The sequence below is a fragment of the Sphingomonas sp. IW22 genome (genome assembly GCF_041321155.1).
Taxonomy (GTDB): domain Bacteria; phylum Pseudomonadota; class Alphaproteobacteria; order Sphingomonadales; family Sphingomonadaceae; genus Sphingomonas.
Genome location: NZ_JBGGWB010000001.1, coordinates 2,206,017 through 2,222,566, shown reverse-complemented (window position 1 = coordinate 2,222,566; position 16,550 = coordinate 2,206,017). Strand labels below are relative to the sequence as shown.

Annotated in this window: 15 protein-coding genes, 2 tRNA genes and 1 pseudogene; 3 read left to right on the top strand and 15 right to left on the bottom strand. The window is 64.3% G+C overall.

Features of this window, described 5'->3' with window-relative positions:
• Positions 1–304: 304 nt before the first annotated feature.
• The 8 genes and pseudogenes from ACAX61_RS10855 to ACAX61_RS10820 form a co-directional block, all read right to left on the bottom strand.
• Positions 305–538 carry a hypothetical protein gene (locus ACAX61_RS10855; protein ID WP_370714764.1) on the bottom strand — a complete coding sequence of 78 codons (234 nt, stop codon included), beginning with the start codon at positions 536–538 and terminating at the stop codon, positions 305–307.
• 153 nt (positions 539–691) lie between these two features.
• Positions 692–1,399, bottom strand: a complete 708-nt coding sequence (locus ACAX61_RS10850; RefSeq protein ID WP_370714763.1) for a hypothetical protein — start codon at positions 1,397–1,399, stop codon at positions 692–694.
• Between the two features lie 119 nt (positions 1,400–1,518).
• A pseudogene (locus ACAX61_RS10845) lies at positions 1,519–1,872 on the bottom strand (integrase core domain-containing protein); the annotation flags it as partial.
• On the bottom strand, positions 1,863–2,414 hold the full coding sequence (locus tag ACAX61_RS10840; protein ID WP_370714762.1) for a hypothetical protein: 552 nt from the start codon (positions 2,412–2,414) through the stop codon (positions 1,863–1,865). The gene ACAX61_RS10840 and the pseudogene ACAX61_RS10845, both read right to left, overlap by 10 nt.
• Positions 2,357–2,830 (bottom strand): hypothetical protein, encoded by a 474-nt coding sequence (locus tag ACAX61_RS10835; RefSeq protein ID WP_370714761.1) that lies wholly within the window; start codon positions 2,828–2,830, stop codon positions 2,357–2,359. Before ACAX61_RS10835 ends, ACAX61_RS10840 begins: the two co-directional genes overlap by 58 nt.
• A 105-nt stretch (positions 2,831–2,935) precedes the next feature.
• Positions 2,936–3,012: transfer RNA gene (locus ACAX61_RS10830), tRNA-Pro, on the bottom strand.
• Positions 3,013–3,209: 197 nt separating this feature from the next.
• A tRNA-Ile gene (locus ACAX61_RS10825) sits at positions 3,210–3,285 on the bottom strand.
• Between the two features lie 59 nt (positions 3,286–3,344).
• A complete protein-coding gene (locus ACAX61_RS10820; RefSeq protein ID WP_370714760.1) occupies positions 3,345–4,829 on the bottom strand; it encodes a sensor histidine kinase in 1,485 nt (494 codons plus the stop codon).
• 75 nt (positions 4,830–4,904) lie between these two features.
• Between ACAX61_RS10820 and ACAX61_RS10815 the strand changes: the two genes are divergently transcribed.
• Positions 4,905–5,126: a hypothetical protein gene (locus ACAX61_RS10815; protein WP_370714759.1), complete on the top strand. Its 222-nt coding sequence runs from the start codon at positions 4,905–4,907 to the stop codon at positions 5,124–5,126.
• Positions 5,127–5,256: 130 nt separating this feature from the next.
• Positions 5,257–5,724, top strand: coding sequence for an Lrp/AsnC family transcriptional regulator (locus tag ACAX61_RS10810; protein ID WP_370714758.1), 468 nt, complete (start codon positions 5,257–5,259; stop codon positions 5,722–5,724).
• A 3-nt stretch (positions 5,725–5,727) separates the two neighbouring features.
• Here ACAX61_RS10810 and ACAX61_RS10805 read toward each other — a convergent pair whose 3' ends face one another.
• The 3 genes from ACAX61_RS10805 to hemB all read right to left on the bottom strand — a co-directional run bounded on the left by ACAX61_RS10805 (position 5,728) and on the right by hemB (position 9,566).
• Positions 5,728–7,977, bottom strand: coding sequence for a spermidine synthase (locus ACAX61_RS10805; RefSeq protein WP_370714757.1), 2,250 nt, complete (start codon positions 7,975–7,977; stop codon positions 5,728–5,730).
• A 66-nt stretch (positions 7,978–8,043) separates the two neighbouring features.
• Positions 8,044–8,583, bottom strand: a complete 540-nt coding sequence (locus tag ACAX61_RS10800) for a GNAT family N-acetyltransferase (protein WP_370714756.1) — start codon at positions 8,581–8,583, stop codon at positions 8,044–8,046.
• Positions 8,580–9,566, bottom strand: a complete 987-nt coding sequence (gene hemB / locus ACAX61_RS10795) for a porphobilinogen synthase (protein WP_370714755.1) — start codon at positions 9,564–9,566, stop codon at positions 8,580–8,582. Before hemB ends, ACAX61_RS10800 begins: the two co-directional genes overlap by 4 nt.
• Before the next feature lie 94 nt (positions 9,567–9,660).
• Between hemB and ACAX61_RS10790 the strand changes: the two genes are divergently transcribed.
• Positions 9,661–10,854 carry a cation:proton antiporter gene (locus tag ACAX61_RS10790; RefSeq protein WP_370714754.1) on the top strand — a complete coding sequence of 398 codons (1,194 nt, stop codon included), beginning with the start codon at positions 9,661–9,663 and terminating at the stop codon, positions 10,852–10,854.
• Here the strand turns inward: ACAX61_RS10790 and metH are convergent.
• From metH to ACAX61_RS10770, 4 genes are all read right to left on the bottom strand, one after another.
• Positions 10,834–13,428 (bottom strand): methionine synthase, encoded by a 2,595-nt coding sequence (gene metH, locus ACAX61_RS10785; RefSeq protein ID WP_370714753.1) that lies wholly within the window; start codon positions 13,426–13,428, stop codon positions 10,834–10,836. The two genes, ACAX61_RS10790 and metH, sit on opposite strands and share 21 nt — an antisense overlap.
• 74 nt (positions 13,429–13,502) lie before the next feature.
• Positions 13,503–14,549, bottom strand: a complete 1,047-nt coding sequence (locus tag ACAX61_RS10780) for a homocysteine S-methyltransferase family protein (protein WP_370714978.1) — start codon at positions 14,547–14,549, stop codon at positions 13,503–13,505.
• A 10-nt stretch (positions 14,550–14,559) separates the two neighbouring features.
• Positions 14,560–15,501 (bottom strand): methylenetetrahydrofolate reductase [NAD(P)H], encoded by a 942-nt coding sequence (metF, locus tag ACAX61_RS10775; RefSeq protein ID WP_370714752.1) that lies wholly within the window; start codon positions 15,499–15,501, stop codon positions 14,560–14,562.
• Positions 15,498–16,484 (bottom strand): ArsR/SmtB family transcription factor, encoded by a 987-nt coding sequence (locus ACAX61_RS10770; RefSeq protein WP_370714751.1) that lies wholly within the window; start codon positions 16,482–16,484, stop codon positions 15,498–15,500. The genes metF and ACAX61_RS10770 overlap by 4 nt, the downstream gene beginning before the upstream one ends.
• Between the last annotated feature and the right edge of the window lie 66 nt (positions 16,485–16,550).

Genomic DNA, 16,550 nt, shown 5'->3' with positions numbered 1-16,550 from the left:
ACCGTCACGGCCTCGTGCTTGATTCGGCGGGCGCGTTCCGCTGTCGCAGCCGAGCCCTGCTGATACGCGATCTGATCAGGTCCGGGCGGATCTGCCACGATCGAAACTCTCGCTCCGTGAAGACCGGCACACACCTCATCTTGGAACGATTTTAGCGCTGCATGCTGTGCGCGCTTCATGCCGGTCGCAGGTGAGCGCAGCTTCCTTCGGAAGTCAACATGCACAATCGTCACGCCTTCACCTCCGCCAACCTCGCTGCGAGCCGCAGCTTCGTCATCAAGCTCGTCGTATTCGGGGTGCTCCCTCACGCCGCCCTCCGCAACTGCTCGCCCGGCTGCCAGGTCCGCCGTCGCGGCACATGCCGCGGAGCGTCGCCGGCAATGCACTCCGCCAGCACCAACGGCGCGTTTTCGCCGTCGTTCACCTCGCCCGGGCACACGGCCATGAAGCGGCCGTTGCGGCTGGTGAGGGTCGCGCCGGGCAGCAGCGGGGGTTGTCGATGGTGAGGCCGGTCATGCGTGCCCTTCCACGTCTCCATAGAGCAGCGCGACCTGTTTGGCCCGCTCGTTAATCGGGTCGCGGATTTCCGCAGGCATCGCTTGGACGGGGGCGGCGTTCAAGAGGATGACTGTGGGTCCATCTAGATGGCGGTGCCGAAGCGCCGGAAGGCCAAACCCTACCGGGTGCGTCGTCAGAAAGAGGCCTTCGCATTCGCCGGTGCGGCTGCGTCGACCGCCGCAGCGAACGCAGCGGCGCGACGTTCACTGACTTCGGTACCGTTCCGCAGTTCGATGTCCTGAGTCGTATAGCTACTTGTGGCGTGAAGGAACGGCTTCGTGTGATTGCCATAAGCGCAGTTGCGCTCGCCTTTCATGCAGTAGAGCAGAGAACCGCGGGACGGGTTCGTCGCTTCGCCGTATCTCGACTGAACGCTTGAGAGGAAGGCGTCCGAGGTCATCCTGCTCGTCGGAATCTGAAACTTGATCTGGTTCGCTCGCGCGCCATCGGGGGTCGCGGCATACCAGACCTCGATGTGTTCGTTCTGCGGGCCCTCGGCCATAGTGAACATGGGCACCTTTTCCTCATCGGTGCCCAACGCGCTGGTCTGACGCCGCTTGGCGGCTTCCTGTCGGACGCTGAGGGCATATCCCGCCTGAACGGGATCGGTCTTGCGGGGCGTGAAGCCGTTCTTCACCATCGCGGCACGGATCTGTTCCGGCGTCATATCCAGCTTCATGCCAGCGATGTCGAAGCTGGTCACGTCAACCCATCGCGGACTGCCGGCTAGTAGTTTGTCGATACCGAGCGCTACGCCGATCGCGCCCAGTCCCGCTCCCGTACCTTTCGCCGCGTCACCGAGCCCGCTCTGCGCCGCAGCCGGCGACGATAGCGAAAGCATCACACCTGCACCGGCTAACATTACGGCGGCGGTGTAGCTTCTTCCCCTCATTCAAACCCCCCTGTTGCTTGCGGGAGAGGCTATCGCCGCACCGCTTTACTGTTCATTAACAAACAGGATCAACAAATGGTTGTCAGCGCCGAGGAAGTCGTTGCTAGCGGATACCAGGTGTTTAGTCCCGGCATATGGTGGATCGGATTGACGATGAACCTGTTCGGTTCTGAAGTCCAGATTTTTGCGATGTATTCGTAGGGCGTGAGCCCGCTGAGTGTTTTGAGCCGGCGGGCGAAGTTGTAGGCGGCCATGAAATCGGCGAGGTGCGTCCGCAGCTGGTCGTGGCTCTCGTAGTGGAAACGTTTGACGGTCGCTTCCTTGGTAGTCCGGTTCATCCGCTCGACCTGACCGTTGGTCCACGGGTGGTTTGGTTTTGTAAGCCGGTGCTCGATGCCGTTCGCGTCGCAAATCATGTCGAAGCGCATTTGACGGGACCACCAGCAAGTTTGCGGTCACCCAGCCGCTCGATGATCTGCATTGCCGCCGCCGCCGACTGTGCCTCGCGCAGCGGCCCGGCATACAGAAGCTGGCCGCCGCCCCAGCCCTCTGCCTTGTCGATCGCATCGCGAACCCACAGCCCGAACAGGCAGTCGCCCGCGCGCAGGTGGTGATCGACGAACGACAGCGGCCCGCCGACGGTGAACGTGTGCAGCCACAGCGCCACCTTGGCCAGCTCGACCGCCATCGGGTTCTTGTCGACTCCGTAGATGCAGCGCTTCAGCACCATGCGGCGGACGATGTGGCGGTCGTCCAGTTGCGCCTCGTCGATTGACCAGTTGCCCGCGCGCGCATTGGCAAGGATGCGGCCCCGCGTCTTGACGATCTCGTCCGCCAGCGGCGACCGGTGGTCGAGCGCCCCGCCCTTTGCCGCGACCTCTGCCATCGCGTCGAGCACATGGTCGGTCAGCGTGTCGACCAGGCTGACGAGGAAGTGACCCGACCCCATCGCGGGATCGAGCACGCGCAGCCCCAGGATCGCCTCTGCGGGGTCGGCAGCGTCCAGCGTCGGCGCCCGGGCAGACGGGTAATGCGGTAGGCCTCGGCCTCCTGCGCTGCGACGTCGGGCACCGAATCGGACCATGGCGCATCCTCGTAGGCGCTATGGACATAGAAATTCAGTTCGGCCTCAAGCTCGGCGCGAAGCAGCGCCTCGATCTCCGTGCCGGTCATCACCCGGCCATCTTCCAACATAGTCTCGACGCTCGCCTTCACCTGGACGAAGCATGCCGACAAAAGTGACGCGCGGGTGCGGGCGACTTTCGGATCGGCCGTGCTCAACGCCAGGGTTATGGGACGGGAGATAAGATTCCGGAAATGGACGCGGCGGCGATAGACATAGCGGCCCTCGCGGCGGCGGGTATGCGGAATGCGGCACATCGGTCTTTCCCCCGCATGTGCGCCGCTTGTGTGAGCCGGTCGTGTGACCAACGCACGTCGGGCGCCCATGCAAAATGGCGGAAATCCGGGGCTGCCGAGATAAAATGGTCGGGGAGACAGGATTCGAACCTGCGACATCCTGCTCCCAAAGCAGGCGCGCTACCAGACTGCGCCACTCCCCGACCGTTCGATTTCCCTAGTGTAAGGGACAACCGAAGAGCAAGCACAAAGCGCGTTGCGGGATCACGCCTTGTTCAAGGCACCACGTGCCACTTTTCACAGGACACTCGCGTCGCCTGCCACGCCGCGAGCGCTGGCAGACCCGATGCGGCGAGCGGGCGAAACGCAGCCAACCGCGTTTGGCGGGGGGTGATGGCGCTGGTGGGCCCGGCAGGACTCGAACCCGCAACCTAGCCGTTATGAGCGGCCAGCTCTAACCGTTGAGCTACAGGCCCAAACCAGCGACCACGCGCCTAGCGGAACTCAGGCGGTTGGGGCAAGCGTAAGAAAGGCCTTACCCGACGAACACCTCACAAACGGGTCGCGGTACGGGCCGCTTCCTGCCGCATACCGGCAGCCGGACCTCTATCTCTTCATCACCAAACGCGATCGCGCCCCCCAATTCTTGGGCGAGATTTGCAACCAGCCGCAGCGCAAACCCCGTTCCGAGTGGCAGCGCCGCGTACGCAACGTCTTCAGCCCCAACGTCGCAGCTCAAATCCGCCTCGTCGGGCAAACCGGCCGGGCGCGACATGGCAACGCAAATCATGTCACCTTCATCCAACACGTCCATCGCCAGAACCTCGCCCCGGCCCATTGCAGCAAGCAGCGTCGCAATCAGTCGTCCGAACAGCCGCTCGACCGCGTGGCGGTCTCCCTCTACCCATGCGTCGCGATCAGGCATGCTCACGGTCGCGCCTCGAAAGGAGGCCAGCGCCGACAGATCGCGCACGACCGAGCGAAGCACGGTCCGCAAGGGCACCGCCTCTATCCTCAGCGTTAATGCGTCACTCTCGATCCGCGCCGCCAGGTCGAGATCATCGATGGCACCCAACAGATCGCGAGCATGACGGTGGATCGCCTGAGCGTGCTCGCGATACGCATCGGTCACGGGGCCCAGCATCTCCAGCGCCATCATTTCCGAAAAACCGATGATCGCGTTGGTCGGCGTGCGCAATTCGTGGGCGAGTTGACGTAGAGCCACCGGCTCAGGCGACGTGCCCGGGGCTGCCGCTTCTCCCGCATGCGGGCGACGCACGGTTCCGCGATAGCCAGTGAATCGGCCGCTGGCCGAATCGAACATCGGTACGCCTGACATCAGCCACATGCCCGCTGTCGGGCCGTTTCCCGCAATATTGACGTTCGCGTCGCGGAAACGGGCACGCCGACGAAAGGCGTCCGCTGCCAAGCTATCGACGCGGGTTGTGCAGTTGTTTTCCAGGCAGAGCGAGAGACCGATCAGCGCCCCTCGCGCCGGACCATCGGCATAGCGTATCACCCCGTCGGCATCGGTCTCGAAACGCACTCGATCCGCCCCGGTGGACGACGCGTCATTCGCGTGCGGGCGGGCATTGTTGCGACCCTCGCGGAACGCGTCGATCCGTGCGACGACGTCAGCAATCTCGAATGGTCCGTCCGTTACGACGGCCGCATCCTCATCGAAATCATAAGCCGCATCGGACGACACGGGAAGCGCAATTGCCAGCGAGCCGATCGTAGAGTGCTCGCGTTCCACTTGCCGGCCGGTCGTCCGCATATTGTGGACCGCAACCTTTTCCGAAGAACTCTCGGATGTATCAAGATTCGACTGCTCGCAGCGCCGGTCCGACAAGACAAAATCGACACGGCCAAACGCGGCCAGTGCCCGTTCGACCTGCCCATCCAGGTCGCGCCGGTGCCTTAAGATCGCCCGCGCCGATGGAGTCAGTTCGGCCAGCAGCGCGCACCATTCATCCGGCTCCAGTCGGGCGGTGCGCAGCACCGGCGCGGCGACGGCCAAATCGTCGAGCGCGAAAAGCCGGACAAGCGCAAAGGGCGGCTGCGCGAATGCCAATGCGCGCGCGGCGGCCGTTCGATGCTCAAGCGGCACGTCAGGGACAATAGTGCGAAGCACGCTGATCGCACGCACGTCCGCTGGAACTCGATCACGGCCGATCAGGTCGACAAGCTGCCGATAGGCCGATTGCCGGCCGAATGCCGTCGCCAGATCGGCGGAAAGAACGGTGTCGAGAGTGTCGTCGAAGCGCAATGGATCATTTCCCCAGGCACCGGTCGATGCACCCTGTACCATCCATAAAAGGTTACCGCCTTTGCTGAAAGTTCCGAAAATGCGACTGGCCCACTTTTGGACAATTGCGTCGCGACGTAATTATCTTCTAAGAGACGCGGGCGATTCACGCAGTTTCGTACCGGCCAGTGGAGTACCCATGAATTTCGATCGCATCGACCGTCAAATCCTGTCGCTGTTGCAGGAGGATGGGCGCATGACAAATGTCGAACTGGCCGAACGCGTCGGATTGACCGCGCCGCCCTGTCTGCGCCGTGTCCGCGCGCTGGAAGAAGCTGGGGCCATTCGCGGCTATCACGCGACGCTGGACCCCGTGACCCTTGGATACAGCATTACCGTGTTCGCGCTGGTCAGCCTGAAAAGCCAGGCGGAAAGCGACCTTGCCGCGTTCGAACGCCACGTGGCAGATATTCCCGAAATCCGCGAATGTCACATGCTGAACGGCGAAATCGACTTTATTCTCAAGATTGTGGCAGCCGATCTTAAGAGCTTTCAGGAAATGCTGACTACCAAGCTGACGACGGCGAGCAACGTCGCCAGCGTCAAGACGTCGCTGACCATCCGCACGTCAAAGTCGCTGCCGGGCATCCCTGTTCCCGACGCCTGATCCTTACTCCTTCAGCTCCGCCAGCGGGTCGTTCAACACCGGAACGATCGAGGCATAATCGTCAGTCCATGCGGGCACGTCATTGCGATAGCGCAGCGGCATCCAATTGCCGCCGCGCCCAATCAAGGTCCCAAACACCTCCGGATCGCGAGTCATTGCGATCCAGTCGGACATGGTCGCTTCCGAATTGTCGCCCATCCCCGGCTCATATCGCAGCGACGCGGCATACCAGCCACCACCGCGGGCCGTTGCACTGACCACCGGCTCCAGATCGAGGAAACGGTTGGAGATGTGCACCATCAACAACCCGCGCGGACCCAGCACCCGCGCGTAATTGTTCAGCGCCTCCCGCGTCATCAGGTGCATCGGCACAGCATCGGAGGAGAAGGCGTCGAGCGCCAGCAGGTCGAGGCTGCCGGCCGGTTGCGCCGAAATCGACAGCCGCGCATCGCCGACGACGATGCGTGCGTCGGGCAGGCAACGCGCCAGAAAGCCGAACTTCCCGCTGTCACGCGCAATGCCGACGACGACCGGATCGATCTCGTAAAAGCGCCAGTCCTGACCGGGCTGTGCATAACAGGCGAGAGTCCCCGTCCCCAGCCCCACCGCGCCCACCCGCGCGCGCGGACCGTACAGCTCCGGCAATGCCTGCAACGCTTGTCCGACCCCCGATCCGGGGACGTAATAGGTGGTCGGCTCACGCGCCTTGCGCGGGTCGTCGACGAACTGCACGCCGTGCAATGTCGTGCCATGCGCCAGCGTCCGCGTCCCATCTTCAGGATAATCGCGGATCGTATAGACGCCGAAATAGCTGCGGGTCCGGCTGTCCCCGTCCAGCGTAATGCGGATCGCGCGCCATCCGCCGAACAGCATTAGCGACGCCACCAGCACCGCGACGAAGGCAGGGCGCGCACCGATGGTCAGGACGCCCAGCACCGCCAGCGCCAGAAAGGCGATCCGCTCGTGCCGCTCGCCCAACCAACCCAAAGGATCGAACATCCCGACCAGCATGATCGCCACCGCCGCCGCAACTACCGCCACCAGCGTCACGGCGCGCTGGCGCTCCCAAGCGCCGGTCAGAACCGGCAACAGCCACGGTAGCGGCGCCAACACGCCCGACGCGATGATCAGGATCGGATATTCATAGGTCCAGTCGAACAGCACCGGCGCCAGCAGCCCCGCGAACACACCGCCAAGCGCGCCCCCGACCGATAGCGCGAGATAGAACCCGGTCAGCCGGTCCGGCGCGGGCCTCAGCCGGTAAAGTTGGGTGTGAAGGGCGACCGACACCATGAACAGCAGCCCCAGCGCAATCGTCGCATTCAGATAGGGAAACTCATGCGTTCCCCCGATCATCAACCCCCCGAACACCAGAATGGTGACGGGCGCAAAGGTCGTCAGGAGATCGGCAACGACGCGCCGGTTTGAAAAGGCGATGCTGAAGCTCAGCAGATACAGGCCCAGCGGCATCACCCACAACAGCGGCACCGCCACGATATCTGTCGTGAGGAAGGTGGACGTCGCCAGCATCAGGCCCGACGGGACCAGCGCCAGCGCAATCCAGTGAGCGACCCGCCTGCACGTTGGCGGCGCGCTTTCGGGCAGGGCAGCGATCGCCGCGCGGGTCGATGGGAGGCGAATGGCGCAAGCGACGACCAGCAACGCGACAAACGCGTAGCCCGCCGTCCACAACCAGCTTTGTGAGGACAGCGCCATGTTCGGCTCGACCAGCGCGGGATAGGCGATCAGCCCCGCAAAGCTGCCAATGTTGGATGCGGCATAAAGGGCATAGGGATTAACGCCTGGCGCAGACGCGGCGAACCAGCGTTGCAGCAATGGTGCCTGCGCCGAAATCGCCAGGAACAATGGCCCAATGGAGGCGAACAGCAGCCAGGGGACCCAAAGCGCGGGCTCATCCCCCGCCCCCGGCGCACCGTCGATCAGGCCAATGGGCAGCCACAGCGCCGCCACGGCCAGCAGCCCGGCATGAATGCTCGCCTGACGTCGCACGCCGAACCGACCCAGCCAATGGGCATAGCCGTAACCCGCCAGCAACAGCGCCTGGTATACCAGCATGGCAGAGTTCCACACCGCTGGCGCACCGCCCAGACGCGGCAACGCCATGCGCGCGATCATGGGCTGAACCAGAAACAGCAGGAACGAACCCGAAAGGATCGCGGCGACGAAGAGCGGGCGAAGCGACGGTCGGACGTTGGCGACTTCGTCCGCGCCCGGTTCAGGTTCGATAGGCATCGTCGCGACTGTAGCGGCGAGGGCCTGGATTGAAAGCAGCTTTGGCCGGCGCCTTTGCCGCGAACCTTATCGGGCCGGGTCGCCGCCGCTCTCCGCGATGGCATAGGTTACGGTAGCGCGGCGTGGATCATCCACGGCAAACAAAGGGTGATCGAATGCGCCGTCGGCAACTTCGCTCATCCCCAGGCGCACCATCAACCGCCGGCTGGCCACATTGCCCGCCGATGTAATCGCCACGATGCGCGACGGGCGCAGATGCGCCCAGCCCCATTCAAGCGCGGCGGCCATCGCCTCATTGGCCAGCCCCCGACCCCACCATTCGGGACCAAGGATCCATCCGGCCTCGATTTCGCCTGCGATCGGCGTGTTTGGCGCACCGGGCTTAAGGCCGCAAAAGCCGGCCGTGCCGCCGCCGCACTCTACGATCCAGAAGCCGAAACCACTCTTCCAATATCCACAATGCCTTGCGAAGGTTTCCTGGCTCTCCCGACGATCTTTAACCGGCCCCAGCTGGGCCATCACTTTGGGGTTGCTCCACAACTGGTGAAGCGCGTCCAGATCGCTTGCCTGCGGCTGACGCAGCAGCAGCCGCTCGGTCCGGATCATGCGCCCATCAGCCTTGCCGCGTGCACCGCGTGATAGGTCAGCACGCCCGAACATCCCGCCCGCTTGAATGCCATCAGCGTTTCCAGAACCAGCGCGTCCCGGTCCCCTGCGCCTGCCGCCGCCGCGTGCTCGATCATCGCATATTCGCCCGAAACCTGATAAGCGAATACAGGGACTTCGAAGCGTTCTTTCACACGGCAAACGATGTCCAGATAGGGCAGCCCCGGCTTTACCATCACGCTGTCGGCGCCCTCATCCAGATCGGCGGCGACTTCGCGCAGCGCCTCTTCCGCATTGGCCGGGTCCATCTGATAGGTCTTCTTGTCGCCCTTCAGCCGCCCACGTGAGCCAACCGCATCGCGGAAGGGGCCGTAAAATGCGCTCGCATATTTGGCGGCATAGGCCATGATCTGCACATTATGGTGCCCGCCCGCCTCCAGCGCACTGCGGATCAGGCCGACACGGCCGTCCATCATGTCGCTGGGCGCCACGATATCGGCTCCCGCCGCCGCCTGAACCAGCGCCTGTTCGACCAGAATGTCGGCGGTCGCGTCATTCAGGACATAGCCTGCCGCATCGACCAATCCATCATGGCCGTGCGCGGTATAGGGGTCCAGTGCCACATCGGTCAGCACTCCGATGCCCGGCACCGCATCCTTGATCGCCCGGATCGCGCGGCACATCAGATTGTCGGGGTTAACCGCCTCACGCCCGTCATCGGTGCGCAGATGTTCAGGGGTGTTGGGAAACAGGGCCAATGCCGGAATGCCCAGCACTGCTGCCTCCCGCGCGCGCTCGACCAGCAGCGGGATCGACCAGCGGGAGACGCCGGGCAGGCTGGCGATCGGCTCCTCCCCCTCCCCCTCGGTCACGAACAGCGGCCAGATCAGGTCGGCGGGCGTCAGCACCGTTTCGGCATGAAGCGCACGGCTCCACGGCGAAACGCGCGTGCGGCGCAGGCGAAGCGCGGGATAGGTTGACATGCTTCCTTCTATCGCGATCGCCCGCCCGCTTCGCAACCAGTTGCAGCCCGCCCGATAACAAGGCTAGGCCGAAATCGGGGGGAGAAATGTCGCAATGACGACGACCGAGATATTCCTGATCGCGATGCTGCTGATCTTCAGCGTGCCCTGGGGGGTGTGGCGGCTGGGGCGCACCGATTTCTGGGCGCCGCTGGTGGTGGTTCAGATCGTCGGCGGCATCCTGTTGGGGCCGGGCGTGCTGGGCGCGGTGTTTCCCGACTATTATCGATTCGTTTTCAATCCGCAGGTTATCGGCGCGTTGAACGGCATCGCATGGTGGGCCGTGATGCTGTTCGTCTTCGTGGCAGGGCTTGAACTGGACCTGAGCCAGGCATGGGCCAAGCGGCGGGAAACCGGAATTACCGCCGGACTGGCGCTGATGGTGCCGCTATTGTTCGGGGCGGGCGCGGCATTGCTGATGATCCAGTTTCCGGGCTGGACGGGTCCGATGGGCCAACCGTGGCAGGTGGTGCTGGGCATCGGCATGGCGTGTGCGGTCACCGCACTGCCAATCCTGGTGCTGTTGATGGACAAGCTGCAGATCCTGCGCCAGCCGCTGGGGCAGCGCATCCTGCGTTACGCCAGCCTGGACGACATCGCCATCTGGGCCGTGCTGGCGATCATCCTGCTCGACTGGGCGCGGGTTGGACGGCAGCTGGCGTTCCTTATCGCCTTTGCCGTGACGGCATGGGGCGTGCGGCGGCTGATGCAGGCGCTCAGCGAACAGGATCGCTGGCCGCTGATGCTGATCTGGCTGGCGGCGTGCGGGTTCGCCGCCGACTGGGCGGGCGTGCATTTCATGGTCGGCGCGTTTCTGGCCGGGGCGGTGCTCGACCATCGCTGGTTCGATCAGCCGCGCATGGATCTGTTCCGCGACCACGTGCTGCTGGCGTTCATGCCGGTGTTTTTCCTGTCGACCGGCCTTCGCACCCAGTGGGATGTCGGCGGTGTCGCGGTGTTCGCCGCCGCAGCACTGCTGCTGGTCGCATCGGTCGCTGGCAAGCTGGCGGGCGTCGCCTTGGCGGGCCGTATCCTTGGCTGGGCCAAGGGGGATGCCATGACCATCGGCTGGCTGCTTCAGACCAAGGCGCTGATCATGATCATCTTTGCCAACATCCTGCTCGACCGTCAGATCATCACCAACGAGACGTTCACCGCACTGCTGCTGATGGCGGTCGGCTCGACGATGCTGACGGTGCCGATGGTGGCGCGCCGGATGAAGCGCCCGTCAGTCGAGATTGGGGCGTAGCCACCGCTCCGCCTGCGCCAGATCGACACCGCGGCGGGTGGCATAATCCTCCAACTGGTCGCGACCCACGCGCGCCACCCCGAAATAGGCGGCGTCCGGGTGGCCGAAGTAGAAGCCCGACACCGCCGCCGTCGGCAGCATCGCAAAGCTTTCGGTCAGCACCAGCCCGGCATTCTCCTCTGCGTCCAGCAGATCGAACAGCACCGGCTTGGCGCTGTGGTCGGGGCACGCCGGATAGCCGGGCGCCGGGCGGATGCCGCGATACTGCTCGCGGATCATCGCCTCGTTGTCGAGCTGCTCGCCCTCGGCATAGCCCCACAGCGTCGTGCGGACATGCGCGTGCAGCCGCTCGGCAAAGGCCTCGGCAAAACGATCCGCCAGCGCCTTTAGCAGGATGTCGCGATAATCGTCGTGATCGGCGCGAAAACGCTCAAGATGCGGGTCGATCCCGTGAATGCCGACCGCAAAGCCCCCGATCCAGTCGCCCGCCGGATCGACGAAATCGGCCAGGCACATGTTGGGCCGCCCTTCCCGCTTGGCAATCTGTTGCCGCAGGAACGGGAATCGAACGTCCGACCCGTCCGCCGTCACCACGACATCGTCGCCCTCACGCCGACACGGCCACAACGCCGCGACACCACGCGCGGTCAGCCAGTTTTCGGCGACAATGGTGTCGAGCATGGCCTGAGCATCCGCGAACAGCGAACGCGCGCTTTCGCCAACGATCTCGTCGTCCAGAATGGCCGGGTAATTGCCCGCCAGTTCCCACGACCGGAAGAATGGCGTCCAGTCGATATAGGTTCGCAGCTCCGACAGGTCCCAGCCGTCGAACACATGCAGGCCCGGCTGCTTCGGCGCGCCGGGCTTCAGCGCGAAATCGGCCTTGAAGCCGTTGGCGCGCGCCTGTTCGATCGGGATCAGTTCCGACTGTCCCTTGCCCTCCCGCGCGCGGCGGACGGCGGCATAATCCTCGGCCACCTTGGTCACATAATCGTCGCGCTGGGTGTCGGAGACGAGCGTGGTCGCCACACCCACCGCGCGGCTGGCGTCGAGGACATGCACCACCGGCCCTTCATAAGCCGGCGCGATGCGAAGGGCGGTGTGAACCTTTGACGTGGTCGCCCCGCCGATCAGCAGCGGCATCGCCATGCCCGCGCGCTGCATCTCTTCCGCCACAGTCACCATCTCGTCCAGGCTGGGGGTGATCAGACCCGACAGACCGATCATGTCGGCATCATTCTCGTTCGCGGCCTCGATGATCCTGGGCCACGGCACCATGACGCCAAGGTCGACCACCTCGAACCCGTTACATTGCAGGACGACGCCGACGATATTCTTGCCGATATCGTGGACGTCGCCCTTGACGGTCGCCATCACGACCTTGCCCTTGCCCTTGGCACCCGGCTCCTTCGCCGCTTCGATATAGGGGAGCAGGTGGGCGACGGCCTTTTTCATCACGCGCGCCGATTTGACGACTTGCGGCAGGAACATCTTGCCTGAACCGAACAGATCGCCGACCACATTCATGCCGTCCATCAATGGCCCCTCGATCACCTCGATCGGGCGAGCGAATTGCAGGCGTGCTTCTTCGGTATCGTCGACGACATGGGCGTCGATACCCTTGACCAGCGCATGTTCCAGCCGCTTGGCCACGTCCCAGCCGCGCCATTCCTGCGCCGCCTTTTCCGCGACCGCATCGGTCCCGCGAAACCGCTCCGCCAGCGCGACCAGACGGTCGCCCGCTTCCGGATCGCGGTTCAGGACGACATCTTCGCACGCGATGCGAAGTTCGGGGTCGATCGCGTCATACACGTCGAGCTGACCGGCATTGACGATCGCCATGTCCATGCCCGCCGGAATGGCGTGGTACAGGAACACGCTGTGCATCGCGCGGCGCACCGGCTCGTTCCCGCGAAAGCTGAACGACAGGTTCGACAGGCCGCCGGAGATATGGACGTGCGGGCAGCGCGCCTTGATCTCCCGGCACGCCTCGATGAAATCGACGCCGTAGTTGTTATGGTCCTCGATACCCGTCGCGACGGCGAACACATTGGGATCGAAGATGATGTCTTCGGGCGGAAAGCCGATGCCGGTCAGCAGTTTGTAGGCACGCTCGCAAATCTCGACCTTGCGCGCCTGGGTATCGGCCTGCCCCACTTCGTCGAACGCCATGACGACCACGGCGGCACCATAAGCCATGCATTTGCGCGCCTGGGCGAGGAACTGATCCTCCCCCTCCTTCATGCTGATCGAATTGACGATTGGCTTGCCCGACACGCATTTCAGGCCCGCCTCGATCACGTGCCATTTGGACGAGTCGATCATCACGGGCACGCGCGCGATATCGGGTTCGGCCTGAATCAGCTTGAGAAAGGTGGTCATCGCCTCGACGGCGTCGAGCAGCCCCTCGTCCATGTTGACGTCGATGACCTGCGCGCCGTTTTCGACCTGCTGGCGCGCCACCTCGACCGCGGCCGGATAGTCGCCCGCCATCACCAGCTTCTTGAAGCGGGCCGATCCGGTCACGTTGGTGCGCTCGCCGACATTGACGAAGTTGGTGGAGGATTGGGTCATCTGAATTCCAGGATCGTCGTGCCCGAAACTTGGCGGGCGTCAGCAGCTATCGTGATCGAACGGCGGGGGCGGGTTCACGCCGCCATGGTGAAGGGCTCCAGCCCGGCCAGTCGCGTCTGCACTGGCGGTGTGGGCAGCGCGCGCGGCGGCAGTCCAGCGACCGCATCCGCAATCGCGCGGATATGTGCCGGGGTCGAACCACAGCAGCCACCCAGCACGTTCACTTGCCCCTGTGCTGCCCATTCGCGCACCAGTCCGGCAGTCGTCGCGGGCGCCTCGTCATACGCACCCAGTTCATTGGGCAGGCCCGCATTGGGATAGACCATGATCAGGGTGTCGCACAGCTTGGAAAGCGTGGCGACATGCGGGCGCAACTGCTCCGCCCCGAATGAACAGTTCAGCCCGATCGTCACCGGCCGCGCATGGCGCACGGCGTGCCAGAACGCCTCGACCGTGTGACCCGACAGGTTGCGCCCCGACAGGTCGGTCAGCGTCATCGACAGCATCAGCGGCACTTCGCGACCCAGAGCATCGCCCGCCTCGATCGTCGCCATGATGCCTGCCTTGGCGTTCAGCGTGTCGAACACCGTTTCGATCAGGATGAAGTCCGCGCCCCCTTCGATCAGGGCGTCGACCTGCTCGCGGTACACGTCCTTCAGATAATCGAAGTCGATTTCGCGGTATCCGGGGTCGTTGACGTCGGGCGAGAGCGACAGGGTCTTGTTGGTCGGCCCGATCGCGCCCGCGACAAAGCGGGGGCGGCCGTCGCGCGCCTCGAACTCGTCAGCGATGCGACGGGCCAGGCCCGCGCTTTCCAGATTGATCTCGCGCACCAGATGCTCGGCACCGTAATCGGCCTGGCTGATCCGGTTGGCTGAGAAGGTGTTGGTTTCCGCAATATCCGCCCCCGCCTCGAAATAGGCGCGGTGGATGCTTTCCGGCACATGCGGCGCGGTCAGCGCAAGTATGTCGTTATTCCCCTTCTGATCGTGTGTCAGGCCGAGGTTGCCGGCATAGGCGGCCTCGTCCAGCTTCCAGTTCTGGATTTCAGTGCCAAACGCCCCGTCGGTGACGAGAATGCGCTTGGCGGCTTCGGCAAACAGGCGGTCGCGAGCGGTCATGGTCATGTCCTCAAGCCGCCACGCGGGCCGCATCGGCACCCGGCCGCATGCCGAGCAGATGGCAGATCGCATAGCTGAGTTCGGCACGGTTCAGCGTATAGAAGTGGAAGTGGCGCACGCCACCGGCGTAAAGCTTGCGGCACAGTTCGGCCGCAATGGTCGCCGCGACAAGCTGACGCGCGGCGGGGTGATCGTCCAGCCCCTCGAACAACCGGCCCATCCATGCCGGGATGGCCGCACCGCACATGCCGGCGAACTTCTGCGTCTGCGCGAAGTTGGACACGGGCAGGATGCCTGGAACGATCTCCGCCGTGATCCCCGCCGCCGCCGCACGGTCGCGGAAACGGAAAAAGGTTTCGGGCTCGAAGAAGAACTGGGTCAGCGCGCGCGTGGCGCCCGCGTCCAGCTTGCGCTTGAGGTTGTCGATGTCGGTGTTGCCGCACGTCGCCTCGGGATGTGTTTCCGGGTAAGCGGCGACCGAAATCTCGAACGGGTGCAGGCGCTTCAGCCCCGCAACCAGATCGGCGGCGCTGGCATAGCCTTCGGGATGCGGCACGAACCGATCGCCCAGCGTTGGCGGATCGCCGCGCAGCGCGACAATGTGCCGCACGCCCGCCGCCCAATATTCGCGTGCCACCGCATCCACTTCGTCCCGGCTCGCCTCGACACAGGTCAGGTGCGCGGCGGGCGGGACCGCGGTTTCGCGGACGATGCGCGCCACGGTGCCGTGGGTGCGGTCGCGCGTGGTACCGCCCGCGCCATAGGTGACGCTGAAAAAGCTGGGGTTCAGCGGCGCCAGCGTTTGCAGCGCCTCCCACATCGCCGTTTCCATCCGCTCCGTCTTGGGCGGAAAGAATTCGAACGACACGTCCACATCGCCGGCCACGTCGGCGAATAATGGCCCATCCAGTGCGCGGCGGGCCTCTTCAAGCTGTCCTACGGAAAGCGTCATGCCGCCTTCACCTCCAAATCACGCGGACGCCGCCCCGCCCGGTCGCCTTCGGCAACCTTGCGGGCCAGCCACAATTTCACGGTCAGCTCGCCACCCTCCAGCGTTTCGGTCTGGACGGGGACAAGGCCGACGGTTTCGAACCAGCCAAGCATCTGCTCGTCGGAAAAGCCCAGACGCGCGTGATTGTCGCGCGTGCGAAGCTCCTCACGCTCGTGCGGGGCGAAATCAGCGATCAACAACCGCCCGCCGGTTCCCAGCGCGCGCGCCGCTTCGGCAATGGCGGCGCCGGGCTGCTGGGCAAAGTGCAGGACGTGATGCAGGATCGCGACATCCGCAGCCCGGTCACCCAGCGGAAGGGCGTAAAGGTCGGCCTGACGCAACTCCGCATTGGCCAGCCCGCGTTCGGCCAGCTTGACCCGCGCCAGCCGCAGCATTTCAGACGATCGATCGATGCCAAGCGCGCGTTCGGACTGCGGCGCAAACAATTCCAGCATACGCCCGGTGCCGGTGCCGATGTCGATCAACTGCCCGATCGCCTGATCGCCCAGCACGCGGGTCATTGCGGCCTCAACCTCGCTGTCGGCGACATGCAGGCTGCGGATCGCGTCCCATTGCCCGGCATTTGATTCAAACCACTCGGCGGCAGCGGCGGCGCGATCGGCCCGCACGGCCGCCAGTCGCGCGGTATCGGCAACCGCCCAGTGGTCCCCGCCATTGGCGTCGCTCAATATATCAAGCGCATTCAGAATCGCGGGCACCGCATCGTGGCGGCCCATGGCCACGAACACCCAGCTGCCCTCCTTGCGCCTTTCGGCCAGGCCGCTGTCGCACAAGATTTTTACATGGCGGCTGACGCGGGGCTGACTTTGCCCCAGTACCTGTGCCAGTTCACCGACCGACAGCTCCATCGCGCGCAGCAGAGCGATAATGCGCAGGCGGGTTGGATCGGCAAGCGCCTGAAATATGTCGGCAGCGTTCGGCATGGGATACGGATATAAAGATATCTTTATATCTCGTCAATCGGTCCAAACTTAACAAAGATTGCTTGC

Excerpts from the sequence above, each read along its gene's own strand:
- ACAX61_RS10855 (WP_370714764.1), bottom strand. The coding sequence starts at position 538 with ATGGAGACGTGGAAGGGCACGCATGACCGGCCTCACCATCGACAACCC.
- ACAX61_RS10850 (WP_370714763.1), bottom strand. The coding sequence starts at position 1,399 with ATGCTTTCGCTATCGTCGCCGGCTGCGGCGCAGAGCGGGCTCGGTGAC.
- ACAX61_RS10835 (WP_370714761.1), bottom strand. The coding sequence starts at position 2,830 with ATGTGCCGCATTCCGCATACCCGCCGCCGCGAGGGCCGCTATGTCTAT.
- ACAX61_RS10815 (WP_370714759.1), top strand. The coding sequence starts at position 4,905 with ATGCTCAAGCGGCACGTCAGGGACAATAGTGCGAAGCACGCTGATCGC.
- ACAX61_RS10810 (WP_370714758.1), top strand. The coding sequence starts at position 5,257 with ATGAATTTCGATCGCATCGACCGTCAAATCCTGTCGCTGTTGCAGGAG.
- ACAX61_RS10805 (WP_370714757.1), bottom strand. The coding sequence starts at position 7,977 with ATGCCTATCGAACCTGAACCGGGCGCGGACGAAGTCGCCAACGTCCGA.
- ACAX61_RS10800 (WP_370714756.1), bottom strand. The coding sequence starts at position 8,583 with ATGATCCGGACCGAGCGGCTGCTGCTGCGTCAGCCGCAGGCAAGCGAT.
- hemB (WP_370714755.1), bottom strand. The coding sequence starts at position 9,566 with ATGTCAACCTATCCCGCGCTTCGCCTGCGCCGCACGCGCGTTTCGCCG.
- ACAX61_RS10790 (WP_370714754.1), top strand. The coding sequence starts at position 9,661 with ATGACGACGACCGAGATATTCCTGATCGCGATGCTGCTGATCTTCAGC.
- metH (WP_370714753.1), bottom strand. The coding sequence starts at position 13,428 with ATGACCCAATCCTCCACCAACTTCGTCAATGTCGGCGAGCGCACCAAC.
- ACAX61_RS10780 (WP_370714978.1), bottom strand. The coding sequence starts at position 14,549 with ATGACCGCTCGCGACCGCCTGTTTGCCGAAGCCGCCAAGCGCATTCTC.
- metF (WP_370714752.1), bottom strand. The coding sequence starts at position 15,501 with ATGACGCTTTCCGTAGGACAGCTTGAAGAGGCCCGCCGCGCACTGGAT.
- ACAX61_RS10770 (WP_370714751.1), bottom strand. The coding sequence starts at position 16,484 with ATGCCGAACGCTGCCGACATATTTCAGGCGCTTGCCGATCCAACCCGC.